Source organism: Escherichia sp. MOD1-EC5990 (assembly GCF_002965285.1).
Classification (GTDB): domain Bacteria; phylum Pseudomonadota; class Gammaproteobacteria; order Enterobacterales; family Enterobacteriaceae; genus Escherichia; species Escherichia coli_F.
The window spans coordinates 117,300-132,812 of record NZ_PTRV01000005.1 but is presented as its reverse complement, the minus strand read 5'-3'; the positions used below and the strand labels follow the sequence as shown (position 1 = coordinate 132,812).

The 15,513-nt window shown below is 50.8% G+C and carries 16 protein-coding genes and 1 other RNA gene; 9 read left to right on the top strand and 8 right to left on the bottom strand.

The annotated features are described in order from the left end of the window. Positions 1 to 31: 31 nt before the first annotated feature. Entirely contained in the window at positions 32 to 1,732 is a 1,701-nt protein-coding gene (locus tag BEB42_RS07815; RefSeq protein WP_105267268.1) for an SgrR family transcriptional regulator, read from the bottom strand. Between the two features lie 99 nt (positions 1,733 to 1,831). On the opposite strand from BEB42_RS07815, the gene cof reads away from it, so the two are divergent. From cof to amtB, 6 genes are all read left to right on the top strand, one after another. Next, positions 1,832 to 2,650: an HMP-PP phosphatase gene (gene cof / locus BEB42_RS07810; protein ID WP_105267267.1), complete on the top strand. Its 819-nt coding sequence runs from the start codon at positions 1,832 to 1,834 to the stop codon at positions 2,648 to 2,650. A gap of 152 nt (positions 2,651 to 2,802) precedes the next feature. After that, positions 2,803 to 3,261, top strand: a complete 459-nt coding sequence (decR, locus tag BEB42_RS07805; protein WP_000884589.1) for a DNA-binding transcriptional regulator DecR — start codon at positions 2,803 to 2,805, stop codon at positions 3,259 to 3,261. Positions 3,262 to 3,290: 29 nt separating this feature from the next. Next, entirely contained in the window at positions 3,291 to 5,063 is a 1,773-nt protein-coding gene (locus tag BEB42_RS07800) for a SmdA family multidrug ABC transporter permease/ATP-binding protein (RefSeq protein WP_105267266.1), read from the top strand. Beyond that, complete coding sequence (locus BEB42_RS07795) at positions 5,056 to 6,837, top strand: SmdB family multidrug efflux ABC transporter permease/ATP-binding protein (RefSeq protein WP_074500882.1); 1,782 nt, start codon at positions 5,056 to 5,058, stop codon at positions 6,835 to 6,837. Before BEB42_RS07800 ends, BEB42_RS07795 begins: the two co-directional genes overlap by 8 nt. Before the next feature lie 180 nt (positions 6,838 to 7,017). After that, positions 7,018 to 7,356, top strand: coding sequence for a P-II family nitrogen regulator (glnK, locus tag BEB42_RS07790; RefSeq protein ID WP_000780338.1), 339 nt, complete (start codon positions 7,018 to 7,020; stop codon positions 7,354 to 7,356). Positions 7,357 to 7,385: 29 nt separating this feature from the next. Continuing rightward, the gene (gene amtB, locus BEB42_RS07785) at positions 7,386 to 8,672 is read left to right on the top strand and encodes an ammonium transporter AmtB (protein ID WP_000685029.1); all 1,287 of its coding nucleotides are present in this window, start codon (positions 7,386 to 7,388) and stop codon (positions 8,670 to 8,672) included. A 48-nt stretch (positions 8,673 to 8,720) separates the two neighbouring features. On the opposite strand, the gene tesB is transcribed toward amtB, so the two are convergent. Next, positions 8,721 to 9,581: an acyl-CoA thioesterase II gene (gene tesB / locus BEB42_RS07780; protein ID WP_001353401.1), complete on the bottom strand. Its 861-nt coding sequence runs from the start codon at positions 9,579 to 9,581 to the stop codon at positions 8,721 to 8,723. A gap of 217 nt (positions 9,582 to 9,798) precedes the next feature. Between tesB and BEB42_RS07775 the strand changes: the two genes are divergently transcribed. Further along, complete coding sequence (locus tag BEB42_RS07775; RefSeq protein WP_000779831.1) at positions 9,799 to 10,371, top strand: YbaY family lipoprotein; 573 nt, start codon at positions 9,799 to 9,801, stop codon at positions 10,369 to 10,371. Between the two features lie 30 nt (positions 10,372 to 10,401). Here the strand turns inward: BEB42_RS07775 and BEB42_RS07770 are convergent, their stop codons facing one another. Next, a complete protein-coding gene (locus BEB42_RS07770; RefSeq protein ID WP_172954545.1) occupies positions 10,402 to 10,713 on the bottom strand; it encodes an MGMT family protein in 312 nt (103 codons plus the stop codon). A gap of 162 nt (positions 10,714 to 10,875) precedes the next feature. On the opposite strand from BEB42_RS07770, the gene ffs reads away from it, so the two are divergent. Both ffs and BEB42_RS07760 read left to right on the top strand, forming a co-directional pair. Next, positions 10,876 to 10,972: signal recognition particle sRNA small type (gene ffs, locus BEB42_RS07765), an RNA gene on the top strand. A 119-nt stretch (positions 10,973 to 11,091) separates the two neighbouring features. Beyond that, positions 11,092 to 11,445, top strand: a complete 354-nt coding sequence (locus tag BEB42_RS07760; protein WP_000878140.1) for a DUF1428 domain-containing protein — start codon at positions 11,092 to 11,094, stop codon at positions 11,443 to 11,445. A 41-nt stretch (positions 11,446 to 11,486) separates the two neighbouring features. Here the strand turns inward: BEB42_RS07760 and pdeB are convergent, their stop codons facing one another. The 5 genes from pdeB to tomB all read right to left on the bottom strand — a co-directional run bounded on the left by pdeB (position 11,487) and on the right by tomB (position 15,128). Beyond that, the gene (gene pdeB, locus BEB42_RS07755) at positions 11,487 to 13,037 is read right to left on the bottom strand and encodes a cyclic-guanylate-specific phosphodiesterase PdeB (protein WP_001353400.1); all 1,551 of its coding nucleotides are present in this window, start codon (positions 13,035 to 13,037) and stop codon (positions 11,487 to 11,489) included. 163 nt (positions 13,038 to 13,200) lie between these two features. After that, positions 13,201 to 13,671: a YlaC family protein gene (locus BEB42_RS07750; protein WP_000136192.1), complete on the bottom strand. Its 471-nt coding sequence runs from the start codon at positions 13,669 to 13,671 to the stop codon at positions 13,201 to 13,203. A 115-nt stretch (positions 13,672 to 13,786) separates the two neighbouring features. Next, positions 13,787 to 14,338, bottom strand: coding sequence for a maltose O-acetyltransferase (maa, locus tag BEB42_RS07745; protein WP_000102576.1), 552 nt, complete (start codon positions 14,336 to 14,338; stop codon positions 13,787 to 13,789). A 171-nt stretch (positions 14,339 to 14,509) separates the two neighbouring features. Beyond that, complete coding sequence (locus BEB42_RS07740) at positions 14,510 to 14,728, bottom strand: HHA domain-containing protein (RefSeq protein WP_001291435.1); 219 nt, start codon at positions 14,726 to 14,728, stop codon at positions 14,510 to 14,512. A gap of 25 nt (positions 14,729 to 14,753) precedes the next feature. Beyond that, positions 14,754 to 15,128, bottom strand: a complete 375-nt coding sequence (gene tomB, locus BEB42_RS07735; RefSeq protein ID WP_000344800.1) for an Hha toxicity modulator TomB — start codon at positions 15,126 to 15,128, stop codon at positions 14,754 to 14,756. Positions 15,129 to 15,513: the final 385 nt, after the last annotated feature.

Sequence of the window (15,513 nt, the reverse complement as noted above, 5' to 3'; positions counted from 1 at the left end):
GTAACGCCTGCGATTAACCCGGACCAGCTATTCATTGCGACGGCGCGGGAAGCCAGGCTTCGGTAAATTCAAACCAGCCTCGCGGTGTCAGCCGCACACCGTTCACGCCGGGAGGGGCGCTAATGCGATAGTGATAGTTGAACAGCGGCGTCAGCGTCGCATCTGCCATTAACTGGCTAAAAACCGCTTTCAGGGCATTAAATCGGTTTTCCTCATCAGGCATTACTTGCACCGCGTCCAGTGTCGATTGCAAATGTGCATATGCTGGAGCGTCGAAAACATGTGGCCACAGTGGATCGCAACGCAGCCATTGCTCCAGGGTATATTCCGGTGCTTCGCCAATTAACCTGTCGCCCATCATGAGGTCTGCGTGTGCCAGTAGGGTCGTGTCGTCCCAGTTTTTTGCGTTATGAAAAATAATTGTAAGTTCACAGCCTTCCGCGGCCAGCGTCGCCTGTAGGCGTTCTGCCATGGTATGAAGTTCTATCGGTAGGTGATAAACCAGCGTCAAGGTTTTCGGTAGTTTGACTTCATCCGATACTTGCCATTGTGGAATAGTCCAGCCAGGCAGTAATGCATGACAGGCGGTGATCAGGTTTTCTCCGACTTCTAACGTTTGTAATAAACCGGATTGATGAATAATGGAGATCACTTTTCGCGCCTGCCAGAGGGACAGTCGGGGACTTTTGCGCAACGTTAAATAGCAAAAACCTAAACTGATGCCACTACTGACCTGGCTGACCCGTTGCAGCTCCTCAGGTTTGCCGATAGTGATTTGCACGGGATGCCGACAACTGGTTCCCAAATCTTTTTCGAAAAGCGGCGGAGTTATCCAGTACTCAACCGCTTTAAGCAGCGGATGACGTAAATGGTAATAATCATGACTCTCCAGGCGCACCAGTTCCGCTGTGAATTGTGTTAAGCGAAAAGGTCCGGTTCCTACCAGGGGTAATTGCGGATGCGCCAGATGGCTGCAATAGCTCGCCAGCCGGTGCGCAAGCCAGTAATCAGGGCGATGTAAAAAAAAGGTCAGACACTGCGGATGGGTGACTTCAATACGCTTCACGCTAATAAATAATTGATCCAGTGCTGGCAGTTGTAACAGCATCAATAACCGCTGGTGTAAGTGGGAGGCTTTTACTGCATCGCCGTTATGCCAGTGTAAGGTTGAGCGAAGATAAAAATCCCAGCGTAACCCGTCAGTAGAGGTTTCCCAGTGATGCGCTAAATCGCCAATCGGGCGCTGGGTATTATTATCGAAGCGGGTCAGGCCGGAAAATATCTGTCCGGCGAGATGCTGCTCGGCACGACCGGGCAAAAAGCCCGGTTGTAGCGGTTCGAGCGGGCGATAGTAGGGAATACGCAACGTTGGCGTGTCGTTTTGCCATTGTCCGCCCATAAACGGCTGTAACAGAGTGCGCAGCTCACCTGGGGCCAGTTGCGCCAGCTCCAGCACATCTTGCTGCTTTCCGGTTTCCAGCGCCTGTTCCATCATCGCATTGCGTAGCGATTCTGGCGTGACCAGAAAGCGTAGTTGACCGCGCTTTCCGCGTCCTGACTGCGCCTGCCACTCCAGCCATCCCGCCTCCTGTGCCTGGCGTAACAGCGTACGAACATGGCGTTCGCTGCAAAAACAGCGTTCGGCCAGTTCGCTGACGGTGACGGTTTGCGGCTTTCCGGCGGAAGGTTGCCACAGACGTTGATACTGGTTAAGACGGTTGAGCAGTCGCATATAAACCCGGAACAATATTATTTAACTATTCACTATTACTTCCGTATATATCAGGTGATACTCAATCACTATTAACCGTGTCACAGAGTGGAGAAAGAAATGGCTCGTCTGGCAGCATTTGATATGGACGGCACTTTATTGATGCCTGACCATCATTTAGGTGAGAAAACACTCTCTACTTTGGCACGACTGCGTGAACGCGACATTACCCTCACTTTCGCCACAGGTCGTCATGCGCTGGAGATGCAGCATATTCTCGGGGCGCTATCGCTGGATGCGTATTTGATTACCGGCAACGGAACGCGCGTGCATTCTCTGGAAGGTGAACTTTTACATCGTGATGATTTACCTGCGGATGTGGCAGAGCTGGTGCTGTATCAGCAATGGGATACCCGAGCTAGCATGCATATTTTCAATGACGATGGTTGGTTTACCGGAAAAGAGATCCCTGCGTTGTTGCAGGCATTTGTCTATAGCGGTTTTCGTTATCAGATAATCGATGTTAAAAAAATGCCACTCGGCAGCGTCACCAAGATCTGCTTCTGTGGCGATCACGACGATCTTACACGCTTGCAGATCCAACTACACGAAGCATTAGGCGAGCGTGCACATTTGTGTTTTTCCGCGACGGATTGCCTCGAAGTGCTCCCGGTGGGCTGCAATAAAGGCGCTGCATTGACGGTGCTGACCCAACATTTAGGTTTATCGTTGCGCGATTGCATGGCCTTTGGTGATGCGATGAACGATCGCGAAATGTTAGACAGCGTCGGTAGCGGCTTTATTATGGGCAATGCGATGCCGCAACTGCGCGCGGAGCTCCCTCATTTACCGGTGATTGGACATTGCCGAAATCAGGCGGTCTCTCACTATTTGACGCACTGGCTGGACTATCCACATCTACCTTATTCCCCCGAATAACGAGATCCCTTCCAGCACCGGGCAATTGCCCGGTTTTTTTTGCGTTGAATTTGTCATTTTGTGCCGTGATGTTTAAACCGCACAGAATAAATTGTCGCGATTTCACCTTTAAAATAGAATTAAAAGAGAAAAAAATTCTCTGTGGAAGGGTTATGTTAGATAAAATTGACCGTAAGCTGCTGGCCTTACTACAGCAGGATTGCACCCTCTCTTTGCAGGCATTGGCTGAAGCCGTTAATCTGACAACCACGCCTTGCTGGAAGCGACTGAAACGGTTGGAGGATGACGGTATCCTTATCGGCAAAGTCGCCCTGTTGGACCCGGAAAAAATTGGCCTCGGTCTGACCGCCTTTGTGCTGATAAAAACGCAACATCACAGCAGCGAATGGTATTGCCGCTTTGTGACGGTGGTTACTGAAATGCCAGAAGTGCTGGGGTTCTGGCGCATGGCCGGGGAATACGATTATCTGATGCGCGTCCAGGTTGCCGACATGAAACGCTACGACGAGTTTTATAAGCGTCTGGTAAACAGCGTGCCGGGGCTGTCGGACGTCACTTCCAGCTTCGCGATGGAACAGATTAAATACACCACTTCTTTACCCATCGAATAAATATCCAGAATCAGGTCAGGACACTACGCGTGCGATTATTTGCTCAATTAAGCTGGTATTTCCGTCGGGAATGGCGTCGCTATCTCGGGGCTGTTGCCTTGCTTGTCATTATCGCGATGCTGCAACTGGTTCCGCCGAAAGTGGTTGGTATTGTTGTCGATGGCGTGACAGAACAACACTTTACTACCGGGCAGATCCTGATGTGGATCGCCACCATGGTGCTGATTGCTGTTGTGGTTTATCTCCTGCGTTACGTCTGGCGCGTATTGCTGTTTGGCGCGTCTTATCAACTGGCTGTTGAACTGCGTGAAGATTATTACCGTCAGCTAAGCCGGCAGCATCCTGAGTTTTACCTGCGTCATCGCACGGGGGACCTCATGGCTCGTGCGACCAATGACGTCGATCGGGTCGTGTTTGCCGCCGGAGAAGGGGTGCTGACGCTGGTGGATTCACTGGTGATGGGCTGCGCTGTGTTGATTATGATGTCAACGCAAATTAGCTGGCAGTTGACCTTATTTGCCCTGTTGCCGATGCCAGTGATGGCGATCATGATTAAGCGCAACGGCGATGCCTTACATGAACGTTTTAAGTTGGCGCAGGCGGCGTTTTCCAGTCTTAATGACCGAACTCAAGAAAGCCTCACCAGTATCCGCATGATCAAAGCCTTTGGTCTGGAAGATCGCCAGTCGGCGTTATTTGCCGCGGATGCCGAAGATACCGGCAAAAAAAACATGCGGGTGGCGCGTATTGATGCTCGTTTCGACCCGACCATCTATATCGCGATTGGTATGGCGAACTTGCTGGCGATTGGCGGCGGTAGTTGGATGGTGGTGCAGGGCAGTTTAACGCTGGGCCAGCTCACCAGTTTTATGATGTATTTAGGTCTGATGATTTGGCCGATGCTGGCGCTGGCATGGATGTTTAACATAGTGGAGCGTGGTAGTGCTGCGTACAGCCGTATTCGCGCGATGCTGGCGGAAGCGCCGGTGGTGAACGATGGTAGCGAACCAGTGCCAGAAGGTCGTGGTGAACTGGATGTAAATATTCGCCAGTTTATGTATCCGCAGACTGACCATCCTGCGCTGGAAAACGTCAACTTCGCCCTGAAACCCGGTCAGATGCTGGGTATCTGCGGGCCGACTGGTTCCGGCAAAAGTACCCTGTTGTCGCTCATTCAGCGTCATTTCGACGTCAGCGAGGGGGATATTCGCTTTCATGATATTCCTCTGACGAAGTTACAACTCGATAGCTGGCGTAGCCGCCTGGCGGTGGTCAGCCAGACGCCATTCCTTTTTTCCGACACCGTGGCGAACAACATCGCGCTAGGTTGCCCGAATGCCACACAGCAAGAGATTGAGCATGTCGCGCGGTTAGCCAGCGTACATGACGATATTTTGCGTCTACCGCAAGGTTACGATACAGAGGTGGGCGAGCGCGGCGTGATGCTTTCTGGTGGGCAAAAACAGCGTATCTCCATTGCTCGTGCGTTATTAGTCAACGCGGAAATCCTCATCCTTGATGATGCGCTTTCGGCGGTGGACGGACGCACAGAGCACCAGATCCTGCATAACCTGCGCCAGTGGGGGCAGGGAAGGACGGTAATCATCAGTGCCCATCGCCTTTCTGCACTGACGGAAGCCAGTGAAATTATTGTGATGCAGCACGGACATATCGCCCAGCGTGGCAATCATGATGTGCTGGCACAACAAAGCGGCTGGTATCACGATATGTATCGCTATCAACAACTGGAGGCGGCGCTCGACGACGCTCCGGAAATTCGCGAGGAGGCCATCGATGCGTAGTTTTAGCCAACTGTGGCCGACTCTCAAGCGCCTGTTAGCGTACGGTTCGCCGTGGCGTAAACCGTTGGGGATTGCGGTCCTGATGATGTGGGTTGCGGCGGCGGCAGAAGTCAGCGGGCCGCTGCTTATCAGCTATTTTATCGACAATATGGTAGCGAAAAATAACCTGCCGTTGAAAGTGGTTGCCGGGCTGGCTGCGGCGTATGTTGGGCTACAACTGTTTGCCGCTGGGCTACATTACGCGCAATCGCTGCTGTTTAATCGGGCGGCAGTAGGTGTAGTGCAACAGTTGCGTACCGACGTGATGGATGCTGCGTTACGCCAACCGTTGAGTGAGTTTGATACCCAGCCTGTCGGGCAGGTGATTTCCCGCGTTACCAATGATACTGAAGTGATCCGCGACCTCTACGTTACCGTAGTGGCAACTGTCCTGCGTAGCGCCGCACTTGTGGGTGCGATGTTGGTGGCAATGTTCAGCCTCGACTGGCGAATGGCGTTGGTGGCGATAATGATTTTCCCGGTGGTGCTGGTGGTGATGGTGATATACCAGCGTTACAGCACGCCAATTGTCCGCCGTGTGCGCGCTTATCTGGCGGATATCAACGACGGCTTTAACGAAATCATCAATGGCATGAGCGTCATCCAGCAGTTCCGTCAGCAGGCGCGATTTGGCGAACGTATGGGTGAGGCCAGTCGTTCACACTATATGGCGAGGATGCAAACCCTGCGCCTCGACGGTTTTCTGCTGCGTCCGCTGCTAAGTCTGTTTTCATCACTCATTCTTTGTGGCTTGTTGATGCTGTTTGGCTTCTCCGCCAGCGGTACCATTGAAGTGGGCGTACTGTATGCGTTTATCAGCTATCTTGGGCGGCTTAACGAACCCTTAATCGAACTGACCACGCAACAGGCGATGCTGCAACAGGCTGTTGTTGCTGGTGAGCGCGTGTTTGAGTTGATGGACGGGCCGCGCCAGCAATACGGCAATGATGATCGCCCGTTGCAGAGCGGCACCATTGAAGTCGATAACGTGTCATTTGCTTATCGCGATAACAATCTGGTGCTGAAGAATATTAATCTCTCTGTGCCTTCGCGTAACTTTGTGGCGCTAGTGGGGCATACCGGCAGTGGAAAAAGTACCCTCGCCAGTTTATTGATGGGCTATTACCCGCTAACGGAAGGTGAGATTCGCCTTGATGGTCGTCCGTTAAGTTCGCTAAGTCACAGCGTGCTGCGCCAGGGCGTGGCGATGGTGCAACAAGATCCGGTGGTACTGGCGGATACCTTCCTCGCCAACGTGACGCTGGGACGTGATATCTCCGAAGAACGTGTCTGGCAGGCGCTGGAAACCGTGCAACTGGCGGAGCTGGCGCGCAGCATGAGTGATGGTATTTATACGCCGCTGGGCGAGCAGGGGAATAATCTCTCCGTCGGGCAAAAGCAACTGCTGGCACTGGCGCGCGTGCTGGTGGAGACGCCGCAAATCCTGATCCTTGATGAGGCAACCGCCAGCATTGACTCCGGTACTGAACAGGCGATTCAACACGCACTGGCGGCGGTGCGTGAACACACTACGCTTGTGGTGATTGCTCACCGCTTATCGACCATTGTCGATGCCGACACCATTCTGGTGCTTCATCGTGGTCAGGCTGTGGAACAGGGGACTCACCAGCAACTGCTGGCCGCCCAGGGGCGCTACTGGCAGATGTATCAACTGCAACTTGCGGGCGAAGAGCTGGCAGCCAGCGTGCGTGAAGATGAATCATTGAGCGCCTGAATAGCGCAATATTTCATCGTTGGTGCAAAAATGTAACGCACTGTGCACTGTCATAGTGCGTTTTTGTTTTCAATCTTCTTAACTTCCTGCTCTCTTTCTCGTTTTTCATTTCTGGCACACCGCTTGCAATACCTTCTTTGTGTAGCAGAACTATTACCGAATTCTGACCGGAGGGGATCTATGAAGCTGGTGACCGTGATAATCAAACCATTCAAACTGGAAGACGTTCGTGAAGCGTTATCTTCCATTGGTATTCAGGGCCTGACCGTCACCGAAGTGAAAGGTTTCGGGCGTCAGAAAGGGCATGCCGAGCTGTACCGGGGGGCGGAATACAGCGTCAACTTTCTGCCAAAAGTAAAAATTGATGTGGCGATTGCTGATGACCAACTCGATGAAGTGATCGATATCGTCAGCAAAGCGGCTTACACCGGAAAAATTGGCGACGGCAAAATCTTCGTCGCTGAATTGCAACGCGTCATTCGTATTCGTACCGGCGAAGCCGACGAAGCGGCGCTGTAATCTCTGGCACACAGCAACAGGAACGAAAAATGAAGATAGCGACGATAAAAACTGGGCTTGCTTCACTGGCGATGCTGCCGGGACTGGTAATGGCTGCACCTGCGGTGGCCGATAAAGCTGACAATGCGTTTATGATGATTTGTACTGCGCTGGTGCTGTTTATGACTATTCCGGGGATTGCCCTGTTTTACGGTGGGTTAATTCGCGGCAAAAACGTGCTGTCGATGCTGACGCAGGTGACGGTGACGTTTGCTCTGGTCTGCATTCTCTGGGTGGTTTACGGCTACTCGCTGGCGTTTGGTGAGGGCAACAACTTCTTCGGTAACATTAACTGGTTGATGCTGAAAAACATCGAACTGACGGCGGTGATGGGCAGCATTTATCAGTATATCCACGTGGCGTTTCAGGGATCGTTTGCCTGCATTACCGTCGGCTTGATCGTCGGGGCGCTGGCGGAACGGATCCGCTTCTCAGCTGTGCTGATTTTCGTGGTGGTGTGGCTGACGCTCTCTTACATTCCGATTGCGCATATGGTCTGGGGCGGTGGTTTGCTGGCTTCTCACGGTGCGCTGGATTTTGCGGGTGGCACGGTGGTGCACATTAACGCCGCTATTGCAGGTCTGGTGGGCGCATATCTAATTGGTAAACGCGTGGGCTTCGGCAAAGAGGCGTTTAAACCGCACAACCTGCCGATGGTCTTTACCGGCACTGCCATTCTCTATATCGGCTGGTTTGGCTTTAACGCCGGATCAGCGGGCACGGCGAATGAAATTGCAGCACTGGCATTTGTGAATACTGTGGTCGCAACGGCGGCGGCAATTCTTGGCTGGATCTTCGGTGAATGGGCGCTGCGCGGTAAGCCTTCACTGCTGGGAGCGTGTTCTGGCGCGATTGCCGGTCTGGTCGGCGTGACGCCAGCCTGTGGCTACATTGGTGTTGGCGGCGCGTTGATTATCGGCGTAGTCGCTGGTCTGGCGGGCTTGTGGGGCGTTACCATGCTCAAACGCTTGCTGCGGGTGGATGATCCCTGCGATGTCTTCGGTGTGCACGGTGTTTGTGGCATTGTCGGCTGTATCATGACTGGGATTTTTGCCGCCAGCTCGCTGGGCGGCGTAGGCTTCGCTGAAGGTGTGACGATGGGCCATCAGTTGCTGGTACAGCTGGAAAGTATTGCCATTACGATTGTCTGGTCTGGTGTGGTGGCATTTATTGGCTACAAACTGGCGGATCTGACGGTTGGTCTGCGTGTACCGGAAGAACAGGAGCGAGAAGGGTTGGACGTCAACAGCCACGGCGAAAATGCCTATAACGCGTAATAAGCACTGCAAAAAACAGCCGGACGGTTTTCACCTCCGGCTATTTTTTTAATTGTGATTACGCATTACCCCTTCCTGAACGGTCGAGGCAACCAGCACGCCGTCCTGGGTATAAAACTCACCGCGCACAAAGCCGCGTGCGCTGGACGCCGAGGTGCTCTCCACGCTATACAGCAGCCATTCATTCAAATTAAACGGGCGATGGAACCACATGGAATGGTCAATGGTGGCAATCTGAATCCCCGGTTCGAGAAAACCGATGCCGTGCGGCTGTAGAGCTACCGGCAGGAAATTAAGGTCAGAAGCGTAACCGAGCAGATACTGATGAACGCGCAGATCATCCGGCACGCTACCATTTGCGCGGATCCATACCTGACGATGTGGTTCTGCGACATGCCCTTTCAGTGGGTTATGAAATTCTACCGGACGGACTTCCAGCGGACGATCGCAGATGAATTTATCTTTCAGCACTGGCGGCAGCAGGTGCGCCAGCGATTGGGCGATTTGCGTTTCTGAAGGCAGGCCATCAGGTGCGGGTGCGGGTGGCATAGCTTTTTGATGTTCGAAACCCGCTTCCGGAGCCTGGAAAGAGGCTGTCATATAGAAAATCGGTTTACCGTTTTGAATAGCAGCAACCCGGCGGGCGCTGAAGCTGTTACCGTCACGCAACGTTTCGACATCATAAATAATCGGCTTCTTACTGTCGCCTGGGCGAAGAAAGTAGCTGTGAAACGAATGTACCAGCCGCTCTTCAGGGACGGTCTCTTTTGCAGCATACAAGGCCTGACCCACTACCTGGCCGCCAAACACTTGGCGTAAACCTAAATCTTCACTCTGGCCGCGAAAGAGTCCTTCCTCAATTTTTTCCAGATTTAACAATGTCAGTAAATTTTTTAGCGCCTGACTCATATAACTCTCCAGTAACAAAGCTGCCGCAGCAAGCCAAAGTGAGTTGAGTATAACGCAAATTTGCCACTGGTCCGATGGGTGCAATAGTCTGAATTACTAGCCAATTACAGGCAGAAATGCGTGATGTGTGCCACACTTGTTGACGTTACTATTTTGTTAACCACTCTTCCGGCGAGGAAAGTTAGCCCGCTGGTGCATTGATAATAAGGAGAAGTGAATGAAACTCGTGCACATGGCCAGTGGTTTAGCGGTTGCGATTGCGTTGGCGGCTTGCGCAGATAAAAGCGCGGATATTCAGACGCCAGCACCGGCTGCAAATACGTCTATTTCAGCAACACAGCAACCTGCTATCCAGCAACCGAATGTTTCCGGTACCGTCTGGATCCGTCAGAAAGTCGCACTGCCGCCTGATGCCGTGCTGACCGTGACACTTTCTGACGCATCGTTAGCCGATGCACCGTCAAAAGTGCTGGCTCAAAAAGCGGTGCGTACTGAAGGTAAACAGTCACCATTCAGTTTTGTTCTGCCATTTAACCCGGCAGACGTTCAGCCGAACGCGCGTATTCTGTTGAGTGCGGCGATTACCGTGAATGATAAACTGGTATTTATCACCGATACCGTTCAGCCGGTGATCAACCAGGGCGGAACTAAAGCTGACCTGACATTGGTGCCGGTGCAGCAAACCGCCGTGCCGGTTCAGGCCAGCGGTGGCGCAACGACTACCGTACCTTCGACCTCACCAACCCAGGTGAATCCGTCTTCGGCAGTTCCAGCTCCTACGCAATATTAAGCGAAGTTAACCCTCTCCGCCCGGAGAGGGTTAGTAGTTCCAGCGATAACGCTGCAAGTCGATTTGCCCTCTTCCTGACACAATCACACCTTCTGCCAGTAATGCCTGTCGCTGACGCTGTAAATCCGGTCCGGTTAGCGAAATGGTGCCGTGGCGATTAACCACCCGATGCCAGGGCAAGGTGCTGCCTTCCGGGAGACGCTTTAACACACCACCTACCTGGCGCGCGGCGCGGGGCGATCCCGCCAGTTTCGCCACATCACCGTAAGTGGTGACATAGCCTTCGGGAATAGCGGCTACGATTTGCCAGACGCGTTGGGGAAATGAATCTTCTTTTTCCATCTTTTCTTCCTGAGGTAATTTTTCAGCATAATCTGGAAAAACGCCCGAGTGAAGCCGCATTGCGCAAGAAACCAGCATCTGGCACGCAATGGGTTGCAATTAGCCGGGGCAGCAGTGATAATGCGCCTGCGCGTTGGTTCTCAACGCTCTCAATGGGGGCACTGTTGGTTCTCCCGCAACGCTACTCTGTTTACCAGGTCAGGTCCGGAAGGAAGCAGCCAAGGCAGATGACGCGTGTGCCGGGATGTAGCTGGCAGGGCCCCCACCCATTTCTGCCTCCCACCGTTTCGTCAAAAAATCCCAACATGGCTAAACTTTAACCACAACTGACGTCGCAAGAATTGTCTGGCTGCGCAGTACGCTTCGGAGGTATGTCTGATGAAGTATGTTGATGGTTTTGTGGTTGCCGTTCCTGCCGATAAAAAGGATGCCTATCGGGAAATGGCCGCTAAGGCCGCGCCATTGTTTAAAGAGTTTGGCGCGCTTCGTATTGTCGAATGCTGGGCCAGCGATGTACCGGATGGCAAAGTGACCGATTTTCGTATGGCGGTGAAAGCGGAAGAGAATGAAGAGGTTGTCTTTAGCTGGATTGAATACCCTTCAAAAGAGGTCCGCGACGCTGCTAATCAAAAGATGATGTCGGACCCACGGATGAAGGAGTTCGGCGAGTCCATGCCGTTTGATGGCAAGCGAATGATCTATGGCGGATTCGAGTCAATCATCGACGAATAGGTAGCGTGACGGGCTGTGCGGCGTGCCGTCAGCCCAAAAATTCACAAATGTTGCTCGGCCCAGCGTAAGAAATCCTCTTTCGGTAATGCCTTGCTATAGAGCCAGCCCTGGCCGTAGTGCACGCCATGCTGGCGTAGCCACTCTTCTTGTTTACTGGTTTCGATTCCCTCCGCTACCATTTTCAGTTTCAGTGTTTTTGCCATTTCGATGATATGTGGCGTGACATTTTTATATTCCAGCGCATCAACGAAAGATTTATCGATCTTCAGAATGTCGACATCCAGATCCTGTAAATAGCTTAAACTTGAATACCCCGTACCAAAATCATCGAGATAAATTTCATGGCCCGCCTCCCGGTAGCGAGAAATTATCGGGGCGCTGGTTTTCGGATCGGCAAACTCGCGTTCAGTGAGTTCAAGCGCGATCTGTCTGGGATTAACCTGATAGTGATTGATCATTTCACGCAGCAATTGCGGGATTTTTTCCGAGGTGAGTACGGTGGATTCAAGATTGATCGAAATATGCTGCTGCGGATGCTGACGCAGCCAGTCGCCCATATCTTCAAAGACACTTTTTATAATCAGTAGCGTCAACGGCTCAGAAAGCCCCGTTTGCTGTGCCAGCGGAATAAAACTATCTGGTGACAACCAACTACCGTCTGTCTGCGGCCAGCGCGCCAGTGCCTCAGCACCGACAATTTTGCCATTGGCTAAGGAGACAATCGGCTGATAGTGCACGCATATATCACGATTTTCGATAGCATCCTGCAGTCGATGATGCGGTGACTGGATACGGCGCAAAATACGCAGCACAAACATCGCTGCCAGCAGGCCAATCACCAACCCGAGCGGTAACCAAATAAAGACTTGCCGATGCCAGCCTTTCTGCAACATTTTCGTTGAAGCCCAGGTGATGATCGAAATATTCATCTCCGGGAAGGGCTGGATATCGTAAATAATTCCATTATTTTCGATATGCTCACCGGGTGTTTTTTGTAGCCTGGTAATAATTCCCTGAGCAATTTCATCGCTGCTGGTTATGACAACATTATGGGCATTGCCAATAATGGCGGCATCAATTTGCCATGAGCTATAGGGAATGACATCAATAAAGGAAGCGGGGTCGATCATGACGACATAATGTGCCGTTCCTATAGCGACCATGTAACGGATAATGCCTAAATCGTTATGCGATGTTAACCAGACCCGATAACCATCTTTCGAAATTTTACCTGGCTCGGGGAAGGCATCGGGTGGGCTTTCATGCTCCAGAGACGAACACTGGGGAACGTTGTTATCGATATAGACCACTTCCTGAATATAGCGATAACTGTAAGATACCCGACGCATTTTCATGAGATGGGCTGCGCTACAGGCCGCACCTTGCCACCTTTCCAGCTCCTGCAGAGCATCTTTCCCTTGTATCGCCACCTTATTGGCCCGAATAGCGACGCGGGAGGAATAAGTATTCAACTCTTCAATAAACGATGTTTGTACTTGCTGATGGGCCAGCCAGATGCTTAAGCCGACAGGCAGTAATACTGAAAGAATCAGTACTCCCGAAATCAGGCTGACCAGATGTCGTGTTCTCACCAGCATATCCTTATTAACATAGTGTAGGGAAAGTATATCTGATTGTGGAAAAAGGCAGGCAGGAGATAAGGAGGTAGAGCTGGTATTTCATGAAGCGATGGGTGGAAACGATCGTTGTCATTTGACCAGGCGTAGAGCTTTACGCCTGGTATGTAACCCTAACTTAAGATGTTGATTCGGCGCGAGCGAGGGTAAAAATATCGTAAAAAGACAGTTCACCTTTACGGACGATCATTTTTTGCAGTTGTTCTTTATGAACATCCGCGACACGCGGAGAGTTCAAGATGGCTTCAACCAGCGCGGCAGGTACAAAGCGCGTGTTGTACCATTCGCCGTTATAGCAAACGCGGAAATCAAGCACGTCGATATCTTCATAGCGGTAGCGTGGGTAGACATCGAAAAAGAAGAAACCATTAAGCAGGATAAATAATACAACCAGTAGCCAGACAGAGCCTGACAGCGTTTCGGACTGCAACATCACCGCCAGGGTGGCAAAAAAAGCAACGTACATACCGATAAACAGCCCCGGATGTTTACGGATAAAACTGATACTAAAGCGGGGTTTGTTGTCGCGTTTTTCGCGGGTATTCAGAGACTCAATCGTTTCGGTCAGCAGGCGTTGTATTTCGGTCATCTTTTGCCTTCGTGGTATCTGCAACTTTCCAGGGAACACCCTATTTTAACGTGGGAATAGTAGAGGGAAAGTAACAGATTTGCCACGATTTTGCATAACAGTTGCGAAAAACAGGTTACAATTTTTTAATGATTCTGGCTGGATTACCGCCCACGACAACATTGTCCGGGACATCTTTTGTGACAACTGCACCTGAGGCTACCACGACGTTATCACCAATGGTCACACCAGGGTTAATGACTGCACGTCCGCCAATCCAGACGTTGTTACCGATGGTGACGGGTTTCCCCAGTTCAACACCGCTATTACGTGCTACAGGGTCGATGGGATGTGTTGCCGTGTAGATATGAACACCTGGCGCTAACATACAGTTATCACCGATGCGAATAGGGCAGACATCAAGCATCACGCAATCGAAGTTGGCGAAAAAATTATTGCCGAGAAAAATGTTATAGCCATAGTCACAGCGAAACGTTGGCTCAATATAAGCCTCTGTCACCTGACCGAATAATTCAGCGAGAATTTGCTGGCGTAATGTGTGCTCTTCCGCCAGGGAATGATTGTATCGGTGAATAAGCTGACGAGCGCGCAGGCGATCGCGAGATAACGTCTCATCTGCCGAGCGATACAACTCACCAGCAATCATCTTTTCTTTTTCTGTGCTCATTACTGACCTCCGGTTGCTGAAAATGCGGCAACACAGTAAGACGAAAAGTCAGTGAAGAGAACGTTCCCATTACGTCTGTGTGATGAAGATCACATAGGGTATGCCTTCATGGCGATAAAGTATAAAATTCTTAATAAACAGCTGGTTATAGCTCCGAAAGCCAATTATTTATTAGCGAATAAATTTCCATACTGAGGAAGGGATCTTGTCGTACAGTTTATTCATGGTCAATTCGGCGAGGCGGTGATCTGCGGCTGAGTAAAATACCGCCAGTTCATTATCTGATAATTCGTATTTATTTTTCTCGATAACACGCTCCAGCGTGTCAATTGTCTGGCAACGACGCAAACGCATTAAATAATCGGTTTTGGTTAAAGGTTTTTCGGACATACTTCTACCCATGGTTGTAATAATTCTAACAAGATAAACTCGCAGGATTCTCTTTCGTCGCATTGACAAAACAACGGAATAGTCGATTACCTGACTTCCGCCATTTTTGAAGATCCTGCATATTAATACCATAACTACTGAACAACATAAAGGTGTCATCCAGATATTCGTCGATCTGCTCAATGAGCTTATTGTCTTCATTATACTTAATTTTGTAATTAAGTGCGAAGGTCGCAATATGCTCAATCAGTTCATTCAACTGGAGGTTGATCGCCGAGGTTGGGTCGTTAACCCAGCCATGGTTGCTTTCTTCAAGGTTTGCAAGGCAATCATGATACAGGGTTTCACAGAGAAACTTAAGCTGTGCGATATCATGTCTTTTGGGTGAGTATTCATCCATAACGCGTCCCCTTCTTAGCGGTTGAACTAACGGACACCTTTCGGGATGGAAAAAACTTACTGACCTGGACTTGCCCTCTCGTTTGTTAGCTTAACTATAAGCCACTCTTTGCAGGTTTTCATCGCATTATTACGAAAAATTACAAATAGGAAGGAAGCGGGATAGGACTCACTTTTTCATACTAGCACCAACCCGCTGCAGGTAAAAGCAGTTTGCTCGAACTGTTCATAACATTTCAAGATTATCGCCAGATGAAATTGGTCACACTAATACCAGGAATGCTCTGAATATGTCGTAATAACCGAGGAATGAATAAAGAATTACCGCAAATAATTAAGAAAAGCCTCTAAATGATTATGGATTATTAAATCTATTAGCCCTGCTT

Bases quoted from the DNA above. Each gene is read 5' to 3' on its own strand.
- BEB42_RS07815 (WP_105267268.1), bottom strand. From the start codon at position 1,732: ATGCGACTGCTCAACCGTCTTAACCAGTATCAACGTCTGTGGCAACCT.
- cof (WP_105267267.1), top strand. From the start codon at position 1,832: ATGGCTCGTCTGGCAGCATTTGATATGGACGGCACTTTATTGATGCCT.
- decR (WP_000884589.1), top strand. From the start codon at position 2,803: ATGTTAGATAAAATTGACCGTAAGCTGCTGGCCTTACTACAGCAGGAT.
- BEB42_RS07795 (WP_074500882.1), top strand. From the start codon at position 5,056: ATGCGTAGTTTTAGCCAACTGTGGCCGACTCTCAAGCGCCTGTTAGCG.
- glnK (WP_000780338.1), top strand. From the start codon at position 7,018: ATGAAGCTGGTGACCGTGATAATCAAACCATTCAAACTGGAAGACGTT.
- amtB (WP_000685029.1), top strand. From the start codon at position 7,386: ATGAAGATAGCGACGATAAAAACTGGGCTTGCTTCACTGGCGATGCTG.
- tesB (WP_001353401.1), bottom strand. From the start codon at position 9,581: ATGAGTCAGGCGCTAAAAAATTTACTGACATTGTTAAATCTGGAAAAA.
- BEB42_RS07775 (WP_000779831.1), top strand. From the start codon at position 9,799: ATGAAACTCGTGCACATGGCCAGTGGTTTAGCGGTTGCGATTGCGTTG.
- BEB42_RS07770 (WP_172954545.1), bottom strand. From the start codon at position 10,713: ATGGAAAAAGAAGATTCATTTCCCCAACGCGTCTGGCAAATCGTAGCC.
- BEB42_RS07760 (WP_000878140.1), top strand. From the start codon at position 11,092: ATGAAGTATGTTGATGGTTTTGTGGTTGCCGTTCCTGCCGATAAAAAG.
- BEB42_RS07750 (WP_000136192.1), bottom strand. From the start codon at position 13,671: ATGACCGAAATACAACGCCTGCTGACCGAAACGATTGAGTCTCTGAAT.
- maa (WP_000102576.1), bottom strand. From the start codon at position 14,338: ATGAGCACAGAAAAAGAAAAGATGATTGCTGGTGAGTTGTATCGCTCG.
- BEB42_RS07740 (WP_001291435.1), bottom strand. From the start codon at position 14,728: ATGTCCGAAAAACCTTTAACCAAAACCGATTATTTAATGCGTTTGCGT.
- tomB (WP_000344800.1), bottom strand. From the start codon at position 15,128: ATGGATGAATACTCACCCAAAAGACATGATATCGCACAGCTTAAGTTT.